The sequence below is a fragment of the Candidatus Scalindua japonica genome, from assembly GCF_002443295.1.
Lineage (GTDB): Bacteria > Planctomycetota > Brocadiia > Brocadiales > Scalinduaceae > Scalindua > Scalindua japonica.
Map to the genome: position 1 here is coordinate 118,116 of NZ_BAOS01000027.1, position 23,335 is coordinate 141,450.

The 23,335-nt window shown below is 39.4% G+C and carries 18 protein-coding genes; 15 read left to right on the forward strand and 3 right to left on the reverse strand.

Annotated features, from left to right (window positions below; genetic code table 11):
* Positions 1-21 precede the first annotated feature (21 nt).
* From SCALIN_RS13980 to SCALIN_RS14005, 6 genes are all read left to right on the forward strand, one after another.
* A complete protein-coding gene (locus SCALIN_RS13980) occupies positions 22-2,826 on the forward strand; it encodes a DNA methylase (RefSeq protein WP_096895167.1) in 2,805 nt (934 codons plus the stop codon).
* Between the two features lie 9 nt (positions 2,827-2,835).
* Entirely contained in the window at positions 2,836-3,219 is a 384-nt protein-coding gene (locus SCALIN_RS13985) for a GxxExxY protein (protein WP_096895082.1), read from the forward strand.
* A gap of 115 nt (positions 3,220-3,334) precedes the next feature.
* Positions 3,335-5,092: an RNA-binding domain-containing protein gene (locus tag SCALIN_RS13990; RefSeq protein ID WP_096895083.1), complete on the forward strand. Its 1,758-nt coding sequence runs from the start codon at positions 3,335-3,337 to the stop codon at positions 5,090-5,092.
* A gap of 146 nt (positions 5,093-5,238) precedes the next feature.
* Complete coding sequence (locus SCALIN_RS13995) at positions 5,239-8,109, forward strand: DEAD/DEAH box helicase (protein ID WP_096895084.1); 2,871 nt, start codon at positions 5,239-5,241, stop codon at positions 8,107-8,109.
* Positions 8,102-10,108, forward strand: coding sequence for a BREX-3 system phosphatase PglZ (pglZ, locus tag SCALIN_RS14000; protein ID WP_096895085.1), 2,007 nt, complete (start codon positions 8,102-8,104; stop codon positions 10,106-10,108). Before SCALIN_RS13995 ends, pglZ begins: the two co-directional genes overlap by 8 nt.
* Positions 10,105-10,857, forward strand: coding sequence for a hypothetical protein (locus tag SCALIN_RS14005; RefSeq protein ID WP_203415504.1), 753 nt, complete (start codon positions 10,105-10,107; stop codon positions 10,855-10,857). Before pglZ ends, SCALIN_RS14005 begins: the two co-directional genes overlap by 4 nt.
* Before the next feature lie 89 nt (positions 10,858-10,946).
* Here SCALIN_RS14005 and SCALIN_RS14010 read toward each other — a convergent pair whose 3' ends face one another.
* Positions 10,947-11,144, reverse strand: a complete 198-nt coding sequence (locus SCALIN_RS14010; RefSeq protein ID WP_133111924.1) for a hypothetical protein — start codon at positions 11,142-11,144, stop codon at positions 10,947-10,949.
* A 269-nt stretch (positions 11,145-11,413) separates the two neighbouring features.
* Here SCALIN_RS14010 and SCALIN_RS14015 point away from each other — a divergent pair, with 269 nt between their 5' ends.
* Together SCALIN_RS14015 and SCALIN_RS22300 are read left to right on the forward strand one after the other, a co-directional pair.
* Positions 11,414-12,940, forward strand: coding sequence for a B12-binding domain-containing radical SAM protein (locus SCALIN_RS14015; protein WP_096895088.1), 1,527 nt, complete (start codon positions 11,414-11,416; stop codon positions 12,938-12,940).
* A gap of 33 nt (positions 12,941-12,973) precedes the next feature.
* A complete protein-coding gene (locus SCALIN_RS22300) occupies positions 12,974-13,138 on the forward strand; it encodes a hypothetical protein (protein WP_162532325.1) in 165 nt (54 codons plus the stop codon).
* Positions 13,139-13,157: 19 nt separating this feature from the next.
* Here the strand turns inward: SCALIN_RS22300 and lpxB are convergent, their stop codons facing one another.
* Positions 13,158-14,309 carry a lipid-A-disaccharide synthase gene (gene lpxB, locus SCALIN_RS14020; RefSeq protein ID WP_096895089.1) on the reverse strand — a complete coding sequence of 384 codons (1,152 nt, stop codon included), beginning with the start codon at positions 14,307-14,309 and terminating at the stop codon, positions 13,158-13,160.
* A 20-nt stretch (positions 14,310-14,329) separates the two neighbouring features.
* On the opposite strand from lpxB, the gene SCALIN_RS22305 reads away from it, so the two are divergent.
* Positions 14,330-14,473, forward strand: a complete 144-nt coding sequence (locus tag SCALIN_RS22305) for a hypothetical protein (RefSeq protein WP_162532326.1) — start codon at positions 14,330-14,332, stop codon at positions 14,471-14,473.
* A 595-nt stretch (positions 14,474-15,068) separates the two neighbouring features.
* Here SCALIN_RS22305 and SCALIN_RS14025 read toward each other — a convergent pair.
* Positions 15,069-16,121, reverse strand: a complete 1,053-nt coding sequence (locus SCALIN_RS14025; RefSeq protein WP_096895090.1) for a calcium/sodium antiporter — start codon at positions 16,119-16,121, stop codon at positions 15,069-15,071.
* 597 nt (positions 16,122-16,718) lie between these two features.
* Here SCALIN_RS14025 and SCALIN_RS14030 point away from each other — a divergent pair.
* The 6 genes from SCALIN_RS14030 to SCALIN_RS14055 all read left to right on the forward strand — a co-directional run bounded on the left by SCALIN_RS14030 (position 16,719) and on the right by SCALIN_RS14055 (position 23,014).
* Positions 16,719-18,140, forward strand: a complete 1,422-nt coding sequence (locus SCALIN_RS14030) for a hypothetical protein (RefSeq protein ID WP_096895091.1) — start codon at positions 16,719-16,721, stop codon at positions 18,138-18,140.
* A gap of 278 nt (positions 18,141-18,418) precedes the next feature.
* Positions 18,419-18,799: a response regulator gene (locus tag SCALIN_RS14035; RefSeq protein WP_096895092.1), complete on the forward strand. Its 381-nt coding sequence runs from the start codon at positions 18,419-18,421 to the stop codon at positions 18,797-18,799.
* Between the two features lie 37 nt (positions 18,800-18,836).
* Positions 18,837-20,111, forward strand: a complete 1,275-nt coding sequence (locus tag SCALIN_RS14040; RefSeq protein ID WP_096895093.1) for a hypothetical protein — start codon at positions 18,837-18,839, stop codon at positions 20,109-20,111.
* A 61-nt stretch (positions 20,112-20,172) separates the two neighbouring features.
* Positions 20,173-20,460 carry a DUF2325 domain-containing protein gene (locus SCALIN_RS14045; protein WP_096895094.1) on the forward strand — a complete coding sequence of 96 codons (288 nt, stop codon included), beginning with the start codon at positions 20,173-20,175 and terminating at the stop codon, positions 20,458-20,460.
* A 299-nt stretch (positions 20,461-20,759) separates the two neighbouring features.
* Entirely contained in the window at positions 20,760-21,257 is a 498-nt protein-coding gene (locus SCALIN_RS14050; protein WP_096895095.1) for a hypothetical protein, read from the forward strand.
* A gap of 62 nt (positions 21,258-21,319) precedes the next feature.
* Positions 21,320-23,014: an FAD:protein FMN transferase gene (locus tag SCALIN_RS14055; RefSeq protein WP_162532327.1), complete on the forward strand. Its 1,695-nt coding sequence runs from the start codon at positions 21,320-21,322 to the stop codon at positions 23,012-23,014.
* The last annotated feature ends 321 nt before the right edge of the window (positions 23,015-23,335 follow it).

Sequence of the window (23,335 nt, forward strand, 5' to 3'; positions counted from 1 at the left end):
TGAGGGATGAGTGGTAAAAATATGAAACAAGGGGAATTGTTTAAGAAGAAACTGGTTCCAGCCAAGCCCGGTTCCGGTAAGTTATTTGAAGAAGAAATTGTGGTTAATGATGGTCCAGTTGTGTGCCTTGGTCAAGAATTTGAAAGTGATGTAGCACGTCGTGAATATTTTGCAGCGTTGCTTCGGGAAAAATTAAATGATCCTGAATTCCGTAAAATAGAAGGTTTCCCTATTGGTGAGGATGAGGACATCCTCGCTCTTTCCGATCCACCATATTACACTGCCTGTCCGAATCCCTGGATTGGTGATTTTATTAAAGAGTGGGAAAGTCAGAAGCCTGAAAAGCCGAAAAATTATCAATACCACAGAGAGCCGTTTGCAGTAGATGTGAGCGAAGGTAAAAACGATCCATTTTATAGAGCACACTCTTACCATACTAAAGTACCGCCTAAAGCGATTGTAACCTATCTACTTCATTATACGGATGTTGGAGACATTGTCTTTGATGGTTTTAGTGGTTCTGGCATGAGTGGTTTAGCTGCATATTTATGTGAAAATTTAAATAGTCAAGATAAAGAGCAGATAAGAAATATTTTTCATGGTGCTTCATATAATGAACCTAGTTTTGGTCCAAGGCACTCTATTATTGGTGATTTAGGGCCAGCTGCAGTTTCAATAGGATATTCGTATAACCGGAAGGTTAATTCTATTGAATATAATAAACAAGCAAAATCACTGATTAAAGAACTAAGAAATGAATTTGGTCATTTTTATGAAACTTTACATTCAGATAATCAAAGTACTGGAATTATAAATTATACTGTTCTTTCTGACATATTTATATGCCAATCTTGTGGTGCAGAATTATGTTATTGGGATATTGCAGTTGATAAAGAAAAGAATGAACATAAAGAAATATTTGAATGTACAAGCTGTAAATCATCATTGAAAAGATCTGATTTGGATAGAGCCTACACTTCATACTATGATAATATTGCCGGTGAAGTTGTTAAATGTGTAAAAAGAAAGCCTGTCCTGATAAATTATTACATAGGAAAGAAAAAATACGAAAAAATACCAGACTCAAAAGACATAGAGAAATCAGAAAATATTGATTTAAAAAGAGTCCTTCAATACTTACCAGTGAATAAGATCCCGTATATGCATATGACACATGAAAGAAATAATTTGGCAAGTCAGGGTATAACTTATATTCATCATTTTTATAGTGCGAGAAATCTATTTATTGCAGCAGAAATGTGGCAAAGGATAATCAATAAATATACTTTACTTATTAATATTTTTACAGCAATAAATCCAAGGCTTATTACCCAAATGTCTGCATATAGAGTAGGTAAAGGAAAAAGTAATTTAAGAACTGGAACGCTTTATATTCCATCGTTAACGTCAGACTATAATGTTATTGGTGCTTTTGAAAGCAAATACAAAGTTTTGTCTAAAATACTTTTATCTTCAGAGAAAAGTAAGCCACATACTATATCAACTACACAAAGCCATATTGACTTATCAAATATACCTTCAAATTCAATAGACTATATATTTACAGATCCTCCATTTGGTGAGAACATATATTACTCAGATTTGAACTATATATGGGAAAGCTGGCTTGGGGTAATAACTAATAGTGATTCTGAAGCAATTGTTGATAAAGCAAAGAAGAAAGGTAATGTGGAATACAAATATTTAATAAGTATGTCTTTCAAAGAAGCCTTCAGAATTTTAAAAAAGGGAAGATGGATTACTGTTGAGTTCCACAACTCTCAGAATGCAATATGGACATGTATTCAGAATGCTTTAATAGAAAACGGTTTTGTTATTGCAGACGTAAGAATTCTGGATAAAAAGCAAGGCTCAATAAAGCAGGTCATTGAAAGTTCTGCGATAAAACAAGATTTAATAATATCTGCTTACAAGCCTGTTGAAGCTCTTAACGAAAAAATAAATCTCTACACTAGTAGTGAACAAAGTGCATGGGATTTCGTGAGAGAGCACTTAAAAATGTTACCTGTTTTTGTTAGTAATTTAGGTATAGCTGAGGTTGTTATTGAAAGACAAGGCTTTCTACTTTATGACAGGATGGTCGCTATTCATGTTCAAAATAACATGACAGTTCCTTGTTCAGCAGCAGAATTTAACTTAGGTTTGAAGACTAGATTTTCAGAGCGTGATGGAATGTATTTCTTGTCGGAACAGGTTACTGAATATGACAAAAAACGTTTACAATCAAAAGGAATTAGGCAGCTTTCATTATTTGTTACAAATGAGGCGTCGGCAATTCAATGGCTATACCACAAATTAAAAGATAAGCCACAAACGTTTAGTGATATACATCCTCAATTTATGAAAGAGATCAGTGGTTGGAGCAAAAATGAAAAAATACTGGAACTTTCAATTCTGCTTGAACAGAACTTCCTATGTTATGACGGTAAGGGCAGGGTTCCTGAACAGATCCATGCCTACCTCTCTACTAATTGGAAGGAACTGCGTAATCTGCGAAAAGAAGATCCGTCATTAGTTGCCAAGGCAAAAGATCGATGGTATGTCCCTGATCCAAGCAAAGCTGGCGATCTTGAAAAACTGCGTGAAAAATCCCTTCTCAAGGAGTTTGAAGAATACAAGGCGTCAAAGAAAAAGCTCAAACTCTTCCGCCTGGAGGCCGTTCGTACAGGATTCAAGAAATGCTGGCAGGAACGAGACTATGCCACTATCATCAGTGTTGCAGAAAAGATTCCGAACAATGTCCTTGAAGAAGATCCGAAGCTGCTCATGTGGTATGACCAGGCAGTGACGAGAAGTCAGGGATAGGAACCACAGATGGACACAGATAAACACAGATTTTTGTATAAGGAAGAGACACATCAGATTATTGGATGTGCATTTGAAGTTTTGAATACGCTTGGCCATGGTCTTCTTGAAAAACCATATGAAAATGCACTTGTTGTTGAATTTGGTTTAAAACAAATACCGTTTCAGCAGCAGACGCGGTTTCCGGTGATTTATAAATCGGTACAAGTTGGTGAATATATCCCCGATCTGATTGTTTTTGATAAAATTATTGTTGACACCAAGGTCATTGAGAAAATTGGCAATAATGAAATAGCGCAAATCATCAATTATCTAAAGATTACCGGGTTGAGAGTAGGGCTGGTATTAAACTTTAAACATGCCAAACTTGAATGGGAGAGAATTATCTTATGAAGAAAATGCCACAGATGGACACGGATTTTGTATTATCGAAAAACAAAATTATTAAAAATATTATCTGTGTGAATCTGTGTTCATCTGTGGTTACAAATGGAGTTGTTTCGTGAGGATGAATGAACAAGAACTCTTAAAATTGCTCAGCGCCCATGAGTGGAAAGATATTGAGTTTAAAGAAGCCCAGAGAGCTGTCCCTAAAAATGCTTATGAATCTGTTTCCGCCTTTGCCAATACGGAAGGCGGTCATCTTGTATTTGGTGTAAGAAAAGACGGATCAGATTTTGAAGTAGTAGGCGTCTTAAACGTGGATAAAGTACAGAGCGACTTCCTGACTTCATTACGCCAAAAAGATAAGATCAGCTTGATTATTGATGTAAAGGAACAGCTCCATTTGGTTAACGAAAAAAATCTACTCGTGTTTTATGTGCCGGAAGCGCCACGTACTGATAAGCCGGTGTTCTTGAATGGAGATATTAGAAGAAGTTTTCTTCGCAAAGGAGCCTGCGACGTAAAATGCTCCAATGAAGAAGTTCAGCGGTTAATCAGTGACGCTTCACTGGAACGGTATGATGGGCAAACAGTTGATCATGATTTAAACACCTGCTTCAGTTCCAAAGATATTGGCTGGTATCGTAGGCAGTACGAAGGAAAGACAGGTAATCGCAGTTATGGCGATTTAGAGGATTTGGAGTTTCTATTTCAGCTTGGTCTGATAAAAAATACGGACAGAGGCCAAAAACCGACTATTGCCTCAATTCTTTTATTTGGTCAGGATGGTTACTTACGCGGTCTACTTCCCCGGCCGGTTATTGATTGTCAGCGGTACTTATTTAAACATGACGATTATTCAAGAGGTGAACGTTGGCATGATCGCACGGTTTGCGATTACAATTTAGTCCAGAGCTGGCTTGCTGTTCTTGAATGGTACTATCGTTTCGCTGAGATTCCGTATGAAGTAAATCCAAAAACTCTTCAACGCAGTGATACTCCACCGGATTATATTGCTTTTCGAGAAGCAATCATCAACATGCTGATTCATCAGGATTATGCCGACCATTGCCGCAAACCGGTTATTGCTCATTTTACCGATTTAACCCGATTTTGGAATCCAGGTGATGCATTTGCCAATGTAAGGGATCTGCTTGAGCCAGGAGAGAAGGAAACAAGAAACCCAATTCTGGTGACGGCATTTAGACGTATCGGATTCAGTGAAAACGCAGGCTGGGGATTACGGGATGTATTTAAGAACTGGCGAGGATTGGGTAAGGTCCCGCCTGTAATAAACAACGATAAATCAAAGAAATCATTCGAACTTGTTTTACATAAGGAAGTCCTGTTATCAAAAGAACAGGTAGAATTTCAGAAGACAATCGGTGTTCACCTCTCAGAAGATGAGGCGTCTATTTTTGCATATGCATACAAGCACAAAAAACTCTCCATTTATGATATCCGGGATGTTTCAGGTAATCCACTTCAAAGCTGTCGAGACATTGCTGATCATTTAGTCATTCAGGCTCTTTTTGTTAAGATTGACAATGATTTATACGAACTTTCACCCGTCATGCAGGAACGGTTCAAACATATTGAAGCTGAGGCCCATGATGAGGCCCATGATGAGGCCCATGAGAAACTTCTAGGTGACATGACTGAAACAGAACGGCAAATTCTCAATTACTGTGTCGAACCCAAAAGTACTCCTGAATTACTCAAATTACTCGGATACCGTTCAAGAACGGGTAATTATAAATCTGCTCTATCTAACCTGCTTTCAAGTGGTTATCTGGAAATGACTATTCCAGGCAGTCCAAGAAGTAAGAATCAAAAATATAAATCAACAATGGAAGGCAAACGACTTGTACACAACGACTAAGACACGAGTTTATAAGCTTGGTCAGTTGTGCTTGCAACTTGTGCACTCAAATACTTCATTTTCAAGTATTTCTCGCCTTTCATGGCTTATGCACATTAAGTATCTGTTTTTATGCGCTTTCATCCTTTGTTTAATAAAGGGCTCCTATGAACTCGGAATGGCAATACAGCACAATCCACAACTGCATATGCAAGGTGATTGAAAAGCAAACCTTGTGGGGACAGACAGTTTTTCGTATCTGGCTTCCTGCAAGCGATGCCATTGTTAAGATTCCAGGTTCTGCGCTTAACCCTATAAGAGAGGAAATTAATCCGGAAAATGAACGCCATCGAATATCATACATAGCTACAGCTGCTAAGGTAGCGGATTTACTGGAAGGCAGCATTAATGTCCGTAACGAACATTTACTCCTTGCCCCGATGGAATCAAATGTTATTCCTCTTCCCCATCAGATTACGGCATTGTCACGGACAATGTCGGGAGACAGGGTTCGTTATCTTCTTGCTGATGAAGTTGGTCTGGGAAAGACCATTGAAGCGGGACTCGTTTTGCGCGAACTCAAATTACGTGGACTTGCTCGTCGTATACTTATTGTTGCACCCAAAGGCATTGTTACCCAGTGGGTTTCTGAAATGCAGACACACTTTAACGAAAAATTCCAGTTGATCCTTGGTGAAGACCTGAAAACATTAGGTAAGGTGTCTTCAGGTGAATCATCAACACCGTGGACAATATTTGATCAGATTGTGGTATCCATTGATTCGGTTAAACCAATGGAGAAGCGCCGTGGGTGGCCAAAAGAGCGTATTGCGGAATACAATAAGATTCGATTTGAGGATCTGATAACAGCCGGTTGGGACTTAGTCATTGTGGATGAGTCACACCGCCTTGGAGGCAGCACTGACCAGATTGCTCGATATAAATTGGGACAAGGTCTTGCAGAATCGGCACCCTATCTTCTTTTGCTGACAGCAACACCTCACCAGGGGAAAACAGATGCTTTTCATAGATTGATGAAACTCCTTGATACCGAAACCTTTCCTGATATTGAAAGCGTTTCAAGAGACCGTGTCGCTCCTTATGTTATCCGTACAGAAAAGCGTAAAGCTGTTGATGCTGAGGGGCAACCGTTATTCAAGCCGAGACGGACAGAAATGTCTCCTGTTTCCTGGCAGCAACATCACCACCTGCAGGAACTTCTCTATAAGTCAGTTACTGATTATGTGAGGGAAGGATATAATCAGGCGATTAAGGACAAAAATTATCATATCGGTTTTCTGATGATTCTCATGCAGCGACTGGTTGTGTCAAGTACAAGAGCAATTCGAACTACACTGGAACGAAGGCTTGAGGCTCTTAAGAATCAAACGCAGTTAATAATCGAGAAACTTGATAATTATGAGAGTCTGGACTCTGAATTAGAATCCATATACGACATGGACGGACAAGAACTGCTTGATGAGCTTTTGGAGTTTCATGTTGCAGCCTTGGAAAACGAAGTAAACCTTGTGGAATCTATTCTTAATAGTGCTGTTCAGTGTGAGCAGGCAGGACCTGATGCAAAAGCTGAATATCTTATCGACTGGATTTATCGCCTTCAGTCTGAGGAAAATGAATCTGACCTCAAGACTCTAATCTTTACTGAGTTTGTTTCGACACAGGCAATGCTTAAGGAATTTCTGGAGGCCAGAGGAATTTCTGTTGTTTGTCTTAACGGTTCATTAAGTATGGAAGAACGTATACAGGTCCAGGAATCCTTCCGGACTAAAACACGGGTTTTAATTTCTACGGATGCCGGTGGAGAGGGATTAAACCTTCAATTTTGTCATATTGTTATTAATTATGATATCCCCTGGAATCCAATGCGGCTAGAGCAGCGGATAGGACGTGTAGACCGTATCGGTCAGCGAAAAACAGTGCGTGCCATCAACTTTGTTTTTGAAAATTCAGTTGAGTTAAGGGTCCGTGAAGTGTTGGAACAGAAGCTCTCTGTTATTTTTCACGAGTATGGAATCGACAAAACCGGAGATGTTCTCGATTCAGCTCAAGCTGGAGGGATTTTTGAGGAAATGTTTACAGCGGCTATCTTGAATCCTGATAACATCGATGACGTCACCCAGAAAACTGTTGACCAGATAAAACAGGAGATCCGTGATGTTAGAGAACGTTCGGCAATATATGGCATTTCAGATGAACCGGATTTGCATGCAGCAGAACGCCTTCGCTCACATCCTCTACCTCATTGGCTGGAACAAATGACAATTTCCTACCTGGAGTCACATGGAGGAAAAGCTTCCCGGAAGAAATCGTGGTGGAATTTACTCTGGCCTGACGGAGCAAAACATACAAAAGCGGTTTTCAACTCCCGTGATGCGGACATCTTTAATGCTAAGCTTTTAAATCTAGAAAATCCCCGAATCAGAGGTCTGGCCTTAAATATACCTCCGATTGCTGCGGGACAACCAATCCCGAATGTACAGGTTAAAGATCTCCCGGAAAACATTGCCGGTTATTGGGGACTCTATGAAATTCGCATTACTTTGAGTAACCTTCAAATACCTTCATCATTAAGAACACCACATGCCAGGCGAAGGTTTCTTACTGTTTTCACCAATGAAGAAGGCAAAGTCTTTCTGCCTACAGCACGCCACATCTGGAATGGAATTAATGATTCAGAACTGTCCGTGACGGGAACGCTATCGATGGATGACTCAAAGCATGCCTTTGAAAGGCTGAGGGAGGTTGCTGAAGAGACGGGGAAGGATATTTTCAGCGAGCTAATGCAGGAACATTCAACTGCTCTGGATAAAGAGTCTGAGAGAGCGGAATATGCGTTTGAGTACCGTCGTAAATCCATTGAAAAGCTTGGTCTTGCTGAAGTTAAGAATTATAGAAACAAGAAGCTGGACGAAGAGATATCTACATGTCAAAGGGATATAAAGTTAGCACGGAATGTGATTCCAGATCTCAGGCCACTCCTTATTATGAAAGTAGGAAAAGGGGCGAAGGATGAATAGCTGGAGAGACACCATATTAAATGAATTTGTGCCAAAGATCAGCCGATTGACGATCGTTTCTGATCCTGATGCTCTATTAACAGAAGAAAAACTGGCAGTCACATTAAGAGAACGAGGATTTGATTTGATAGAGTTCAATGATGCTATTGAATTCCGTTATGCATATGAATCGAATTACAGAATCTTCTGGGATCAGGAAAAACACACTGATCTTGTCGTCGTTCTAAGGTTACAGGACACTGAGGTAGATAACCTGCCATTTGATTTGTTAAAAGCAGGACGAAGATTATCTTTTGATTTAGGGTCGATTTTCCCTAATTTGAGCTATCCGGTTATAGAAAAACTTGATCGTAGTCTGTTGGACACATTATTTGATGCTCAACAAAACTATTCTCCAGGACGTATTGGAGATAACGCAACAAAAGACTTTATACTCAGTCATGTATTTGGTATTGCAGCAGAACTGATAAAGAGTGATGCTGACCTGCTGCGAATTCTTTTACGTATTCACTACAATTCTCTCAGCATACCAGGAGAGCTTATTGATCGACTCGTACAGGTATTGAGTGGGCACAAGGCATTTGCCGGTTGGCCTCTTGCCGATGTCATTCCGGATGAAAATGCTTTTTTTGCATTTTTGCAGGAGAGATGGCCAATCTTCCTTTCTGGTCTACATGCAACTGATCAAGTAGGAGAAGTATCAGAAGGATACGGGCTTAAGCATCACGGGCCAGATTCTCTCCCTTTTGATCATCAGGATATTCGAGTCTACATCGACAATCTGTTTGTAGAGGGCAAGCTTACACCAGTTGCTGCTGATACTATAGGATTCGACATAAATACATTACAAGGTGATACATGGATAAAAAGCGGTATTGCGGATACGGGAAAAAATGAAGGGGTTAGAATCACCAGATTGCTTGATTTGATTGTAGGGGAAGGACCTACAGAAGATTCCCGATACTCCGATTGGACTTCTTTGGCATTTAAATGGGCAGAATTAGCAACTCTTATTCATAATGATTCTACAAAAGAACACCGGGACTGCTTTCTTAAGCTAGGAGATAGCCTTAACAAAACCTTTACTGACTGGCTGAATAATCATTATGCCGGACTTATAAACCTGCCACCAACTAATCCGGTAATGCTCCACCATGTTTCAAGAAAAATGGCGAGGGAACTGGAAGACTCACAATGTGCGGGTGTGGCATTGGTAGTATTGGATGGTCTGGCGCTCGATCAATGGATTCCTTTAAAACATGTCATCCAGGAGCAGGCGCCTGATATTACGTTTCGAGAAACTGCTGTTTTTGCGTGGGTTCCGACATTAACATCGGTATCAAGACAAACCATCTTTGCAGGTAAAGAACCTCTCTATTTTCCAAACTCAATCAATACAACAAACAATGAACAGGTGCTATGGCGACAATTTTGGGAAAACCATGGTTTATCACGGTTAGATATTTCCTATAAACGTGGACTGGGTGATGGCGATCCAATCGTAGATCTTGAACCTGTATTCAATCCAGGCAGGACGAAGGCCATTGGTCTGGTCGTAGATAAAGTTGATAAGATTATGCATGGAATGCAGCTTGGCGCAGCAGGAATGCATAATCAGATTAGGCAATGGTCTAAACAAGGCTATCTGTCGGCATTGATAAAGTATTTACTGGAGATGGACTATCATATTTGGCTCACATCAGATCACGGAAATATTGAATGCAATGGTAAAGGACGACCTTCGGAAGGGTCCATCGCAGAGACATGCGGTGAACGTGCGAGAGTATACCCAACGCCTGAGTTGCGATCGAAGGTTTTGAGTGATCATATATCTGCCAAAGAGTGGAGAGCTCCCGGATTACCTGCAGATTACTATCCTTTGGTAGCTGAAGGGAGAGATGCATTTATAAAAGAAGGTGATAGTATAGTAGGGCATGGAGGTATATCGATTGAAGAGATCATCGTGCCGTTGGTTAAAATTGAGCGGAGGACACGATGATGGGTAGCCGACATGAAAAAATCGGAATAAAACAGGTTATTCGTTTGGAGTGGATGGATAAAGTGCTATCAATGTTGCTAGCTGGCATGTCTGAAGCATTAATTCGGCAGGAACTTGACGAATACCTTTCAACTCAGAAACAGAGCGGCGGTCAGGGAGAACGTGGTAAAAAGACCTACGGTATGGCCATAGGTGCTCTTTCCTCCTGGTTTTCACCAGACAAAGATCTTATTCATTTCAGGAATGATGCATTAAAGCTGGCTCGTGAGCTTCCAAAAGATAAATGGCTTCCGCTTCATTGGGCGGTCATATCAGCCGCATATCCATTCTGGTTTAATGTGGCAAAACAGGTTGGTCGGCTTCTGAACCTCCAGGATAAGATCACACAAAAACAGATATTCAACAGATTAAAAGAGCAATACGGTGATAGAGAAACGATAGCAAGAAATGCTCGTTATACCGTTCGCTCATTTGTAGCATGGGGAGTACTGAAAGATTCTGACGTTAAGGGATGCTACGTAAAAGGAAACAAATTATTGGTATCTGATTCTAAAGAGATAATGATACTATTAGAAAGCGGACTACTTGCTAACGAAGAAGGAAAAAGTCCTCTCAATGTGCTTTTGGCATTTCCAGGCTTTTTTCCGTTTGCCATGTCAACGGTAACCGGAGCATTTATAGCACAAAATTCTCAACGTATCAATGTTGCCCGTTATGGCCTTGACGATGAATTTCTGAAGTTGAAATAAATTAAAAGTGAATTGTGACCTCTGTCTGTTGTTAGTCATTATAAAAGAGTATGGTTGTATTGCAATATGAAACATATTAAAAAATTCATTTATATCATGCCCAACGCTTCATCAGCCGCCTTTGCAGATGCACCGGGAGATCCGATTAAAGATGTTATCTCTTTAAGTCCGGCAATGCACGCCTCTCTCTTTTCTTCATTTAAAAGGAGCTTGGTTGCATGTGAAGCCAGCCATTTATAGTCATCCTTATACATGAGTTTCTCCGGGACAATTGTTTTTTCTGCCATTGCATTGACCGGACAGATGTAAGGTGTGCTCATGTGTGGTTTGACAGACAATAGGGGAAATACAAACTGTAATCTTCTTGACTAATTGATTTATAAGGGCATACTTGTTTGATAGTTAATGAAGAGAAGTAGGAAGGGTCAGGCTATGTGGAGTAGAGCTACATTAGACATTGGAAATTTGCGAGAGGCTTCTGCTTGCTAAACTTAGAAGTAGCAGACGTTTTTGCTTTTTGCCTACTTTTATCATCTTTAGATCAAAAGATTAGTCTATGAAAATTTACCTCATATACATCCGAGACGAGGACTATTACAATATTCTTCCTGAAAAACTCAGGAGATTGGGGAATAGCGACCTTATTGAGGTGATGGCTTTCCCGCCACTTGGCATTCAGACACTGGCTCCGATAATTCGCAATTACGGACACAAGGTAACCATGTTCGATACCTGTCATCCACAGATGAAAGAAGAGCATATAGAGCAGGCCGTGAAAGATGAAAAACCTGATGTAATTGCCCTTTCATTTCTTTCAACTACTTGTTATCTCCTTGTAAAGAGTATGGCGCAAAGGCTAAAGAAGACGGCGCCAAAAACACCCATTATTATCGGAGGGGCTTTTGCAACGGTAAATGCTGTTAAGATACTGAAAGACACACCATACATCGATTGCGTTGGCAGAGGGGAAGGTGAAGAGTTGATTCCTGAGTACCTCGACAACCTAGACAATCTGAAAATAGTAAGTGGTCTTACCTGGCGATCCAATGGTGAAGTGGTTCATAACCCTGATCGCCCCCTGATCAGTGACCTTAACCAGTTTCCTTATCCTGACCGAAAAAGTTTACCCATTGAATACATCGAATCGATGCCAATGGATACACCGGCAGTTCTTTCTCTCGATCGTTTTTGCACCATGCAAACCACACGCGGCTGTCCTTTCAAATGTATTTATTGCGACATTCCATCCCTCGCACGTGGTAAGTGGCGGAACCGCTCACCGGAGCATGTCCTGGGTGAAATGCAACAGTTGCATGATGAAGGCTACAGATCAATCTACCTGACCGACGATCATTTCCTGATGCAGCGTAAACGCATAGAGACCATTTGCAACGGTATCATAGACAAAAAGCTGGGATTTCATTGGGGATGTGAGGGTAGAGTTGATTCGGTGGCTGTAGAGGAACTCCCATTGATGGTAAAGGCTAACTGTACTTTTCTTGCCTTTGGTGTGGAAGCAGGAACAAAGAAAGTACTCGACCGCCTGAAAAAGAACCAAACCCTTGAACAGATAGAATATGCCGTAAAACAAGCCAAAAAAGACGGAGTTGAAACGACACACGGCTTTTTTCTGGTCGGCTCGCCGGATGAAACCTTTGAAGATATTCTGGAGAGTTTTCGATTTGCCGTCCGGCTTAGACTCGACACATTTAGCTTTAGCCGGTTATGCGCCTACCGCGGAACTCCGTTATGGCAGGAATATGTGGAAAGGGGTATTATTGATGATGAACGCGACTGGCATAAGTGGTTCAAGTGTTCAGACATCGATCCAACAATTCTTCCGAGTGAAGTGATTCAGCAGGCAAGGATAAAGGGATATAAGCAGTTGTTTGGTTACCTGATACTCCGTCGTCCCATTGCTACATTCAGGCTTCTTCGCAAGTTTGGCCGGTATATGACGTTTTCAGATATTCTCAGATTATTATGGAGTCCATTTATCAGAAAGGCTAAAACCAGAAAACCTGAACTTCCTGAATGGATGGTTGAGCAGGGACTGGATTCACCGATCAGGTCCGCTTTTTAGGGAAAATAGATCTAAATAGTAACCAAAACCAACATGCCAATCCTTAGTATTATTGATCATATCGAGGTTGGTGTTCTCCTGAAACAGGTACGAGCTCCAAAGAGGTTGATGATTCTTATGGAGGGAGGGAGTCTGTTTAGTGAAGTTACCCTCATTGTCACCGCTCACCTCGTATTTGGGACGGCCATTGCCATATGAAACTCACCAAAGATTTGGCTTATATCATACCCAATACTTCATCAGCAGCCTTTTCCGATGCGCCGGGAGATCCGATTAAAGATGTTATCTCTTTAAGTCCGGCAATACACGCCTCTCTTTTTTCTTGATTTAATAACAGTTCAGTTGCGTGTGAAGCCAGCCATTTATAGTCATCCCTGTACATGTATTTTTCTGGGACAACCGTTTTTCCCGCAATCGCGTTGACCAGGCAAATATAAGGTGTTTTCATATGCGGCTTGGCGATAAAGTAGCAAAACGGGGAGGTGCGGTAGAAAATTACCATGGGTACATGATAGTTCGCTATTTCCAGGACAACCGTCCCCGAACTTGCGATACAGAGCGAAGATGCCTTGATCACTTCAGAAATCTTTTCTTTAACTATTTCTATCGATAACCTTTGATTTATTGCAGAGGCATAACTCTTCATAATGTCTTGTATCAATTCTGAATTTCTCGTGTTGCTGCATGATATAAGGAATTTTGCTGATGGGATTTTTTCATGAATGATATTTGCTGTCTCCAGCAGAATAGGCAGCAATCTCCTTATTTCCTGTTTGCGGCTACCGGGCAATAAAGAAACAACTGTTTCGCCTTCTCCGGCTTTCATTTTTTTTACGAGAACTTGGTCTATACCCCTCGTGTTAAGTTCATCAAAAAGTGGATGCCCAACATATTTCACGGAAACACCTCCATTCGTATAAAATGTCTCCTCAAAAGGGTAAATGACCACCATCCTGTCTACAAATTTTTTGATTTTTTTGATTCTCCATGGTCCATGGGCCCAGAGCTGGGGGCTTATGTAATACATAACCGGTATATTCCTTTTCTTCGCAGCTTTCGCCAGGTTGAGATTAAAACCTACGTAATCAATCAGGATGACCAGCTTTGGCCTCTCTTCATCAAAAAACCGAGTGCAATCTTTAAATATATTTCTTAATTCAGGAATCTTTTTTAGAGACTGAAGCCACATGACGGAACGGGAACTCATGTCGTGGATACACTGCATGCCCGCCTCAACCATTTTATCCCTCCCTAAACCATAGAACCTGATTGACGTATCTTTCTTGTGTGTTTCACGTATCAGGTTTGAACCGTGCATATCACCGGATGTTTCACCGGCGCTTATAAATATTTTTTTAGTAGTTTCCAAGGTATAAAATAATTAAATTTATGGGAAGTAAAATTGGAGAAAATACCCATGCTATTATTGATGAAAAAGAGGTGTCGATACAGAATATTCCATACTTTACATCTAAGGCAAACATTACGAGACATGAAACGGGAAGCACAACACACGGTATCATAAGCAGGTAAAAGAAAATTGTATAATTTCCATAAAGAAGGCTATGTGCAAATATTATATTCGAAATAAAAAATATTAAGGCAAAGAAAATAGAGAGCTTAATCTTCGAATAAAAGTAGCATGCTGCCGTTAATGGTAGTGAAAGTATAGATAAAGTAATTATTGTCATTATTAATGCCCACGAAATACACGAAAAAAACACGAAATTGTTTTTCTAACAAACTTACAGAACAAGACGCTCATACTCAAGTTTTGGGTGATGTCCAAAATTCACCAGTAGACCCATATTTCTAAATATTCCTGATAAACCGCTTCCAAAAAACCATTTCCATGATCTTATACACATTCAGCGTCATCCGGTTAGGTTTTTGCATATTCCAAATTAATGCTCCAAAACTGTCATTCCCGCATGCTTTAAGCGGGAATCCAGATTGAACGAGTCACATAGATACCCGATAAAGGAATTCGGGTATGACAAAAGCGGTATATGCAAAAACCTAACCGGATGACGCTGATACACATTAAAACATGCACCAATAATTGCATAACTTTCTTCTTTATAAAGAATTTTTGAATCCATCAATACTCTGTTCGTGGGCCAGTTATTTATCTGAAAAGTAAAAAAATAAACGCAAAGTATCCCAAAACCAGTATAACCCCTTCAAACCTGTTAACCTTCAGGTTGCCTCTTGCCATTATCATTGGTATTAACGCAAACGAGAAGAGGAGCATGGCGGGGAACTCAAAATAAAGGATATCTTTCGTTACATTAACCGGTCTTATCAATGAAACAGACCCAAGAACCATCAATATATTGAATATATTACTTCCGACCACGTTTCCCACACAAATATCTGCCTCTTTTCTCAAGGCGCTTACAACGGATGTTGCCATTTCCGGTACGGATGTACCAAAAGCTACTACCGTCATTCCGATAACCATTTCACTTATTCCGAAGCTGCTGGCTAAAAAAATTGCGGACTTAACTAATATATGCGCGCCGACCAGGAGGCAGACTAATCCAATCACAATATAAACTATATAAAATAATAGCTTCTTCTTTGAATGATTCTTCTCTGCGGTACTCTCTTTTACCTTTGTTTGATTATCATGACCACTAGAATCTACTTTATGACAGGAAGAGTTTACCGTTGAAGTTAGAATAGGAACATTATCCGTTTTACCTGTTACATTTTTAGAAATTTTCTTAAAATTCAGCGTATTATAAATTTGATAACCTATAAAAAATATTATTCCTGTAAAAAGGAATAACCCGTCTATAAGTCCAATCTTTTTATCTATTGCCATTAAATAAAGAGCTACTGATATTGCAATCATCAATGGCAGTTCACGTTTCATTATGACTTTTTCTACCTTTAAGGGGAAGGCAATTGCGGCAATGCCAAGAATAAGTCCGATATTGGCGATGTTGCTTCCGATTATATTTCCGATAGCAATATCGTTTGAACCTTTAATAGATGCAGTTAAACTGACGGCTAGTTCAGGGCTGGAGGTGCCAAAGGCGACAACGGTTAAGCCTATTACTATTGGTCTTACTCCAAGGTCACGCGATAAATTTGATGACCCCTTGACCAACCATTCGGCTCCAAAGTACACACCTGAAAGTCCAATAATAAAAAAGATAGATTGTAATAGCATTATTTAATCTCTTATTTTTGATTCCCGTAAAACTGATATGATAAAAGTATAATAGCAGTAACCCTTCCGTCAAAGATAAAAACCCTCTGCGCCGTTCTTTTGCTCTTTGTGTATTTAAATTAATGCCTCAAAATTGTAATTCCCGCACGCTTCTCCATTTGAACAGATCCATCAGTGAGAGCCCAGAAATAAGCTGAGCGGGAATCTATAATAAGCGAGTATTCTGATTGCTCGAAGAATGTAAATACGACAAAAGTAGGGATGCTTAAAAATCTGATTTAAGAGAAAAAAATTATTCTTATAAAAAATTTAAAAAAACGGTTGACATCCCGGAATAAATGGATAGAATGTTCTAGATTGCGACTCAGTCTCAACAGTAAGAAGGTTTTAGCCAGTAGTATTAATTTGGTAAATTTGGTATTGAAAAGAACGAACAAATTAATTTTTTTTGAGCTATTGCTGAACTTGAGTCTCAATCAAAGATATGGCTTGTCTTGTACAAACACGAACAGAAAAAACTATATTTTTTTACTAGTAACTGAGAATGAGACTCAATTGGTCTCGCAATTATTTTAAGTGCTTTGAAAGGAGTATTTTATGAAGAAGTGTACAATCATGTTTCTCTGTCTTGCGGTCCTGTTTATCAGTACCGTTTGTCCAGGTGTCTATGGACAGGGTACAGATGCAGAACTTAAAAGGAAAGTAGACAAGATGGAGAAGATGCTTATGGAGTTAAAGGGTCAGCTTAAGCAACAGGCAGAAGCAACTGATGAACTTCAGGCTATGAAAGAAGAGATAAAAAAGATTTCTGCACCTGAAGCACCGGCCAATGACTTTTATTGGGCACAAAAAGCCCAGGAACTCGAGGACAAAGGACTTGCACCAGCATTTGGTAAACAATACGGTAAGCCATTCTTGCGCAGGTTTGGAAGAAATACTTATATCGGTGGATATATGGACCATGAGCTTGAATTTGATGAAAATGGTGGGCACACATTTGACCAGCACAGGCTTATCCCGTTTATCTACTCTGATGTGTCTGATAGAGTTAAGTTTGCGACTGAAATAGAAATAGAACACGGTGGCCCTCAGTCACCCGGTGGTGCACAAGATAGGACGGAAGCCAAGGGTGATATAAAAGTCGAATTTGCTACAATTGATTTTCTCATGACCGATTGGCTGAATTACCGTGGTGGTATTATCTTGAGTCCTCTTGGTAAGTATAACCTTGTTCACGATTCTCCATTACAGGATTTGACAGACAGGCCAATGGTAAGTACCAGGATCATACCGACAACCCTCGCTGAATCCGGGATGGGTTTCTTTGGTACATTTTATCCTACGGAACTTTCAAAACTTGATTATGAAATCTATGCGGTAAATGGTTTTTCCATGGAAGAAGATGGTACTTTTACCGGTTCAGGAATCAGTTTTATAAGAAATGGAAGGGGAAACAATCAGTCTAACAACAACAGAAATTTTGCTCTACTTGGTCGTCTTGCATATAGCCCTTTTCTTGGGTTGGAAGTTGGTCTTTCTGCACACACAGGATATATAGATGAGCATGCTAGCAACAGGATGACAATTAAGGCGGTTGACTGGACCTATCAGCGAGGTGCATTTGAATTTGTTGGTGAATATGCACACTCTTCAATAGAAAGGGATGGTAAGCACTTTGATGGAAGGGACAACAGCAATGTATATAATGGTGACATGTGGGGGTTCTATGCGGAGCCAAGATATCATTTTATGCCGCAATTCCTGAAGGATCATGCACCAACTTTTTTTACAGAGAACTCCACCTTTACAGCGGTCTGCAGAATAGGACATCTTGATATTAATAATCCAACTCCCGGTTCGGCCGATAGAAGGCAGACTCGCCTGACACCTGGATTTAACTTCAGGTATACTGAAGATACTGTTTTCAAGGCTGAATACCAGTTTAACTGGGAGAATGACCGTACAAGAAGCGAAACAAGCAATAATAGCTTAGTCTTTTCTGTTGCTACATATTTTTAATTTGAATGTTACATAATTTCACAATCATGAACTGAGGTATTAAATGCTCCATTATGTTTGAGCAACAAACAGAGGCTGATAAGATGCGTTATACACCTCCCCGTATAACGCATCGGCCTCAGTTATAAATCGTGAACGATTACATCAGTTTAAACCATGTATCAGAAACAGAAGGAAAAGAACCATCTTGAAGTATATACTTAAGAAATAAAATTTTTTTATTATGCCATTGAGACTGAGTCTTATTTGCATAGATTGATTTGAAAGGAAAATATAAGATGAAAAATATATTGATCATAGATGATAACGAAAAGATTCTTGGCACTTTTAAACAGCTACTATTGGATGAAGGCTATCGTGTAACTACCGCAAATAATGGCGCAATAGGCATGATACTATTTATGAGGAAAAACTTTGACCTTGTAATAACAGACCTCAATATGCCTGAAATCAACGGAATTGAAGTAATAAGAAGGATAAATAGTATTACTACGGTTCCTGTTATATTAATGAGTTCTGACTATTTACCGGTTGAACCGGATGATACAGAACTTCTGGGGGTAAATGCGGTGATTTCAAAGACAATTGATGATTATGACCTTTGTGAATTGGTCAAATACTGCCTGGAAGATAAGGTGTGTATAAATAAAGTTTTTTAAATGTTCCTGTAAATTTCTGAATAAGGAGAAAGAGTATATGTCATTAAAAATATTTGTAACTATTTTGTTTTTCTTTTCATTTGTTTGTATATCTGTGTCCAATGCAGATGTACCGGTTTTGAGAAAAATGGACAATGAGGAAAACAGTGTTAGTCTCTTTTCAGACAAACGAACGAAAAAAGGTTCTGCAAATGCATATGAATCGTTACGTGAACTGGAGAAAGAGATGAAATCAGGAGTTGATGATATTTCATTTCCTGTTATGTTTTCAAAATACTTAACCGGCTGTATGGACCTCAATGAGCATAAAAAAGCAAAGGGTTTTTTCCTTACGCTTGCCGAAGAAAACCCGAAATCTCCTCATGCCATTACAGCAAAAGGAATCGTCACCTATGGTTGGTGGGCTGAAAATGTCCTGAGACATGGTCTCAAAAAAATTGATGAGGCAATCTTGATTGATAAAGAAGCGTTTTTTCCAAGACTTTGTCGCGCAATCTATCTTTCCTGTCTTCCTGGAAAATTTACGGTTTCAATAGATGAATTTAATACCCTTTTAGAGACGGAAAAGGAGAATACTTCAAACCTTCTTGATGTCTATTCGAATCTTATCAGGGTCTATGGAGAGCATGGCCACTATGACATAATTGAACAGGTGAACAAAAAACTGCAAAAAACAGAAAGACATATTTTTAAGAAAATTAATTATTCGAATACGAAGTCTATCGTCAATATTATGTATGACAGCGAAATTATCAAACCACATTATCCAATTGTGAATAATGCCAATACTAAAAGGACAAACACTTCTAAAGACAAACATTTAAGTGGAGATCTTACGATACTTGAGAAAAGCATGGAAAGAAAAGTAGACGATGAGGCCTTTGGTGATATTTATAAACGCTATATCCTTCTGATAAATCAATATCAGGAAGCAAACCGGGCAATCAATTTCTTTGAAAATCTAACAGAAAGATATCCTCAATCTCCAAATGCGCTTGCTGCTTCAGGGATGATAACATACGGTTTGAAAGGACAGATATTATTACAAAAAGGGTTGGTTTGTATTAAGAGTGCTATAGAGCTTGAGAAGGACAATTTTTTTTCCAGGATAAGCCATGCAACCTTTAACACCCGCTTTCCATACGGGTTTATGAGATCAATGCGTGAACTCTCCTTCATGAAACAGGCTGAGGCAGGCGTTCACCATAGGGTTCGTCTGATTAACAAGCGTATAGAGCTTATTTGTTCTCAGCATGGGCACGACAGTATGCCGACAGAAAATAATGAGTCCGTTATTATGCGCCGGCTTTAGTTAATATCAGTTTATTTACAATACAACTCTTTCTCACCTTTTTATTCAGGAGGAAAACAACATGTCCGTATTAATAGTAGGTGGAGATCACCTTGGCAGTATACCAAAGGAACTTAAAAAGATAGGTGTAGACGATATCCGACATATGAACGGCAGAAACAGAAACGTCATTAAAAGAGGCATGCCGATGACAATGGACTTGATTATAGTATTGCACGATTATGTCAACCACAATCTAACGAGTGTAACCAAGAAACAGGCAAAAGAATGTAACATTCCCATTGTCTTTGCAAAACGATCCTGGTCATCGATATACAAGAAACTACCATCTTGCCTGATCAATAATTAATGTGAATGAGCATTGAATATTTTGAATTAGGTTGTGTAATAAATTAAAATTAAATTAAAAGGAACCAATTGGGTATTTTGCTTGTTTAATAGTGTAATAACGTTTGATGATTTTATAAATACAATAAAAAATGGGTGCACTGACATTTTCTCCTTCTCCTTTCACAGTGCACCCATTTCTTTTTTAATAGCCTTCCAATCCTTAACTACACTTATTAATTCCCGGTAATTGCTTGACAAGAATATCTACTCTTTGCTATTATTACCTATTAGACTCTGAGTCTCAATTGCAATTTTTTTATGTCTACTACAAAAATATTTTTGGTCATTTCACTGTTATTTCTAACAGGATGTTCTCTTTTTGATAGCACTTCTCCCTCTCATGCATATGATGGACGTTCTTCAGGATCACAATCTTCAAAATTTTCAAAGGCTTTTAATGATGATTTTGAGCATGTTTGGGCGACAGTTATAAAGGCGCTTGGAAATATGCCATTGGACAAAATAAATAAGGAAAAAGGTTTCATTAAAACCGGTTGGGCAGAGGGTTTTTCACAAACAAGAAAAGCCAGGAGTGTAGTGACGGATCGATTTTTAAATGACTATTGGAAAGAAAGGTATCGACTGACAATTACTATTTCTGGTAATATAATAACAAGTTCTGTAGAGGTAAGGTGTCAACTCCAACAAAAACCCAGAGGGGGCAGTGCTGCATACAGATGGCAGAGAATGAAATCTACGGGTGAGATAGAAGAAGAGGTATTAAGGAGAATTGAAGAACTTCTGATGGAAAGCTAAGGGCTGTCCTCTCTTTCGAGAGGACGGTCATGTTGGCACATCGAATGAAAGCTGAGAAATTTATGAAAATGGAAAAAAAGTATATTTATTCAATACTAATATTAATACTGGTATTTACATATGGGATTGTAACGACCGATTACGCGCAGGCCGGTTATGATGAAACACCAACAGATAACTATATATCTCAAGTTTATTTGACGGAAGAACAGGCATTGCAGGAGGTGTTTCCGCATTGTGATGAGATCCTCTTCAATGTCGTGCCTCTAACGAAAGAGGAAAAGACCCAGCTTCAAAACAGGCTGAGGAGGAAAATCTATGAGGAGTTCTTTGTTGTCTATATGGGTATGAAGTCGGGGGAAGTAACGGGATATGCAATAATCACCGAAGAGATTGGCAAATTTCACCCTTATACTTTCATCGTCTCAGTAGATCTTAAGGGTAAGATTAATAAGATTGCGATACTTGTTTATCGCGAAAGCAGGGGTTCTGAGATTGCAAAGAAGAGATTTCTTTACCAGTTTAAGGGTAAGTCTCTTAAGAACAAAATACGTATTAATAAAGATATCATTAATATCTCAGGTGCAACCATGTCTGTTGTCACCATGTGTAAGGGTGTGAAGAAGATACTGGCGGTGGTTGATGAGTTCTATTTAAGCGGTAAAAAGAGAGATAAAATTGCCTCTCTGGAAAAGATAAGGTATGGCTATGAAGACGGCACAGGAGAGAAACAGACATTAAAACTTTTCAAAAAAGCGGCATTAAGCATGAGTACGCTCTTTGAGATCACTATCTATGCTCCTGATAAATATGTGGCAGAAAAAACGTTCAATGAGGTTTTTCAGGAGTTAAACAGGCTTGATTACCTGATGAGTAATTATAAGAAGACAAGTGTGTTGTCGGAACTAAATAAAAACGCTCCATCAGGACCTGCCGATTGTAACAAAGAGCTTGCTGATGTAATTGAACAATCTTTACAATATAGCGAAATCACTGATGGCGCATTTGATATTACTATTGGTCCACTTATGAAAAAATGGGGATTTTTTAAGAAGCAGGGGAGAATTCCCGGTAAAGAAGAGTTGGAATCGGTATTGGGCTCGGTTTCCTACAAAAATATTATTATTGAAGCAAAAGCCAAAAAATCACTCGCGGAGAATCCGGTAACAGAAAAGACGGTATCCTTTAAGAATCCTGGTACGCAGATTGATCTGGGAGGGATTGGAAAGGGTTATGCGGTTGACAGAGTAACCCTTGTTTTAAAACAGAACGGAATAAATTCCGCGCTTATAAACTTTGCGGGAAATATTTATACATTTGGTACTCCGCCTGAAAGAACGTCATGGGTGATAGGGCTGCAGCATCCACGCGAGAGTGAGGGGCTCCTCGGTACATTTGATATTAAAGATAAAGCTGTCTCCACCTCCGGTGACTACGAAAAATTCTTTACCATTGACGGAAAACGCTACTCACACATAATCGATCCCAGGACCGGTAACCCCGTTAAAGGTGTCGTGAGTGTAACAATAGTAGCAGAGAGCGCGACCAGGGCAGACGCGCTCTCTACAGGGGTCTTTGTTATGGGACAGGAGAAGGGAATGGCTCTTATAGAAAAACTTCCGGATGTTGAAGGTATTATTGTGTATGAGGGTGCTGGCTCCAGGTTATCCACCAAAACCTCTAGCGGAATGAAAGCTCTTTTCAAAAGAAACACCGACAAAGAATTAAAATCAGACGTAATCATGTCAGGAGGTTAAGGTATCCACAAAAACTCCACCCGTATACACAATTTTCCAACTTCTTGTTATATCCTCATCTAATCGCATATCAGGAATTTTATTGATAATTTTTTCTCTATCAGTCGCCGAAAAATAATTTCTATACATGCACAGAAAAAGCTGTCCAAGAATATGTGATCACAAATCCCCTTGAGGCAATGAGTATTTTTTAAATTCACTTACGAACAACTGCTGAGATAAGACATCACTCTCTAAGACTCGGCTGGTCGATATACCTTTGATCCCTTGTCCTTTCAAGATTAAAGACTCTGTATTTGCTAATTACATATGTTAATTAAA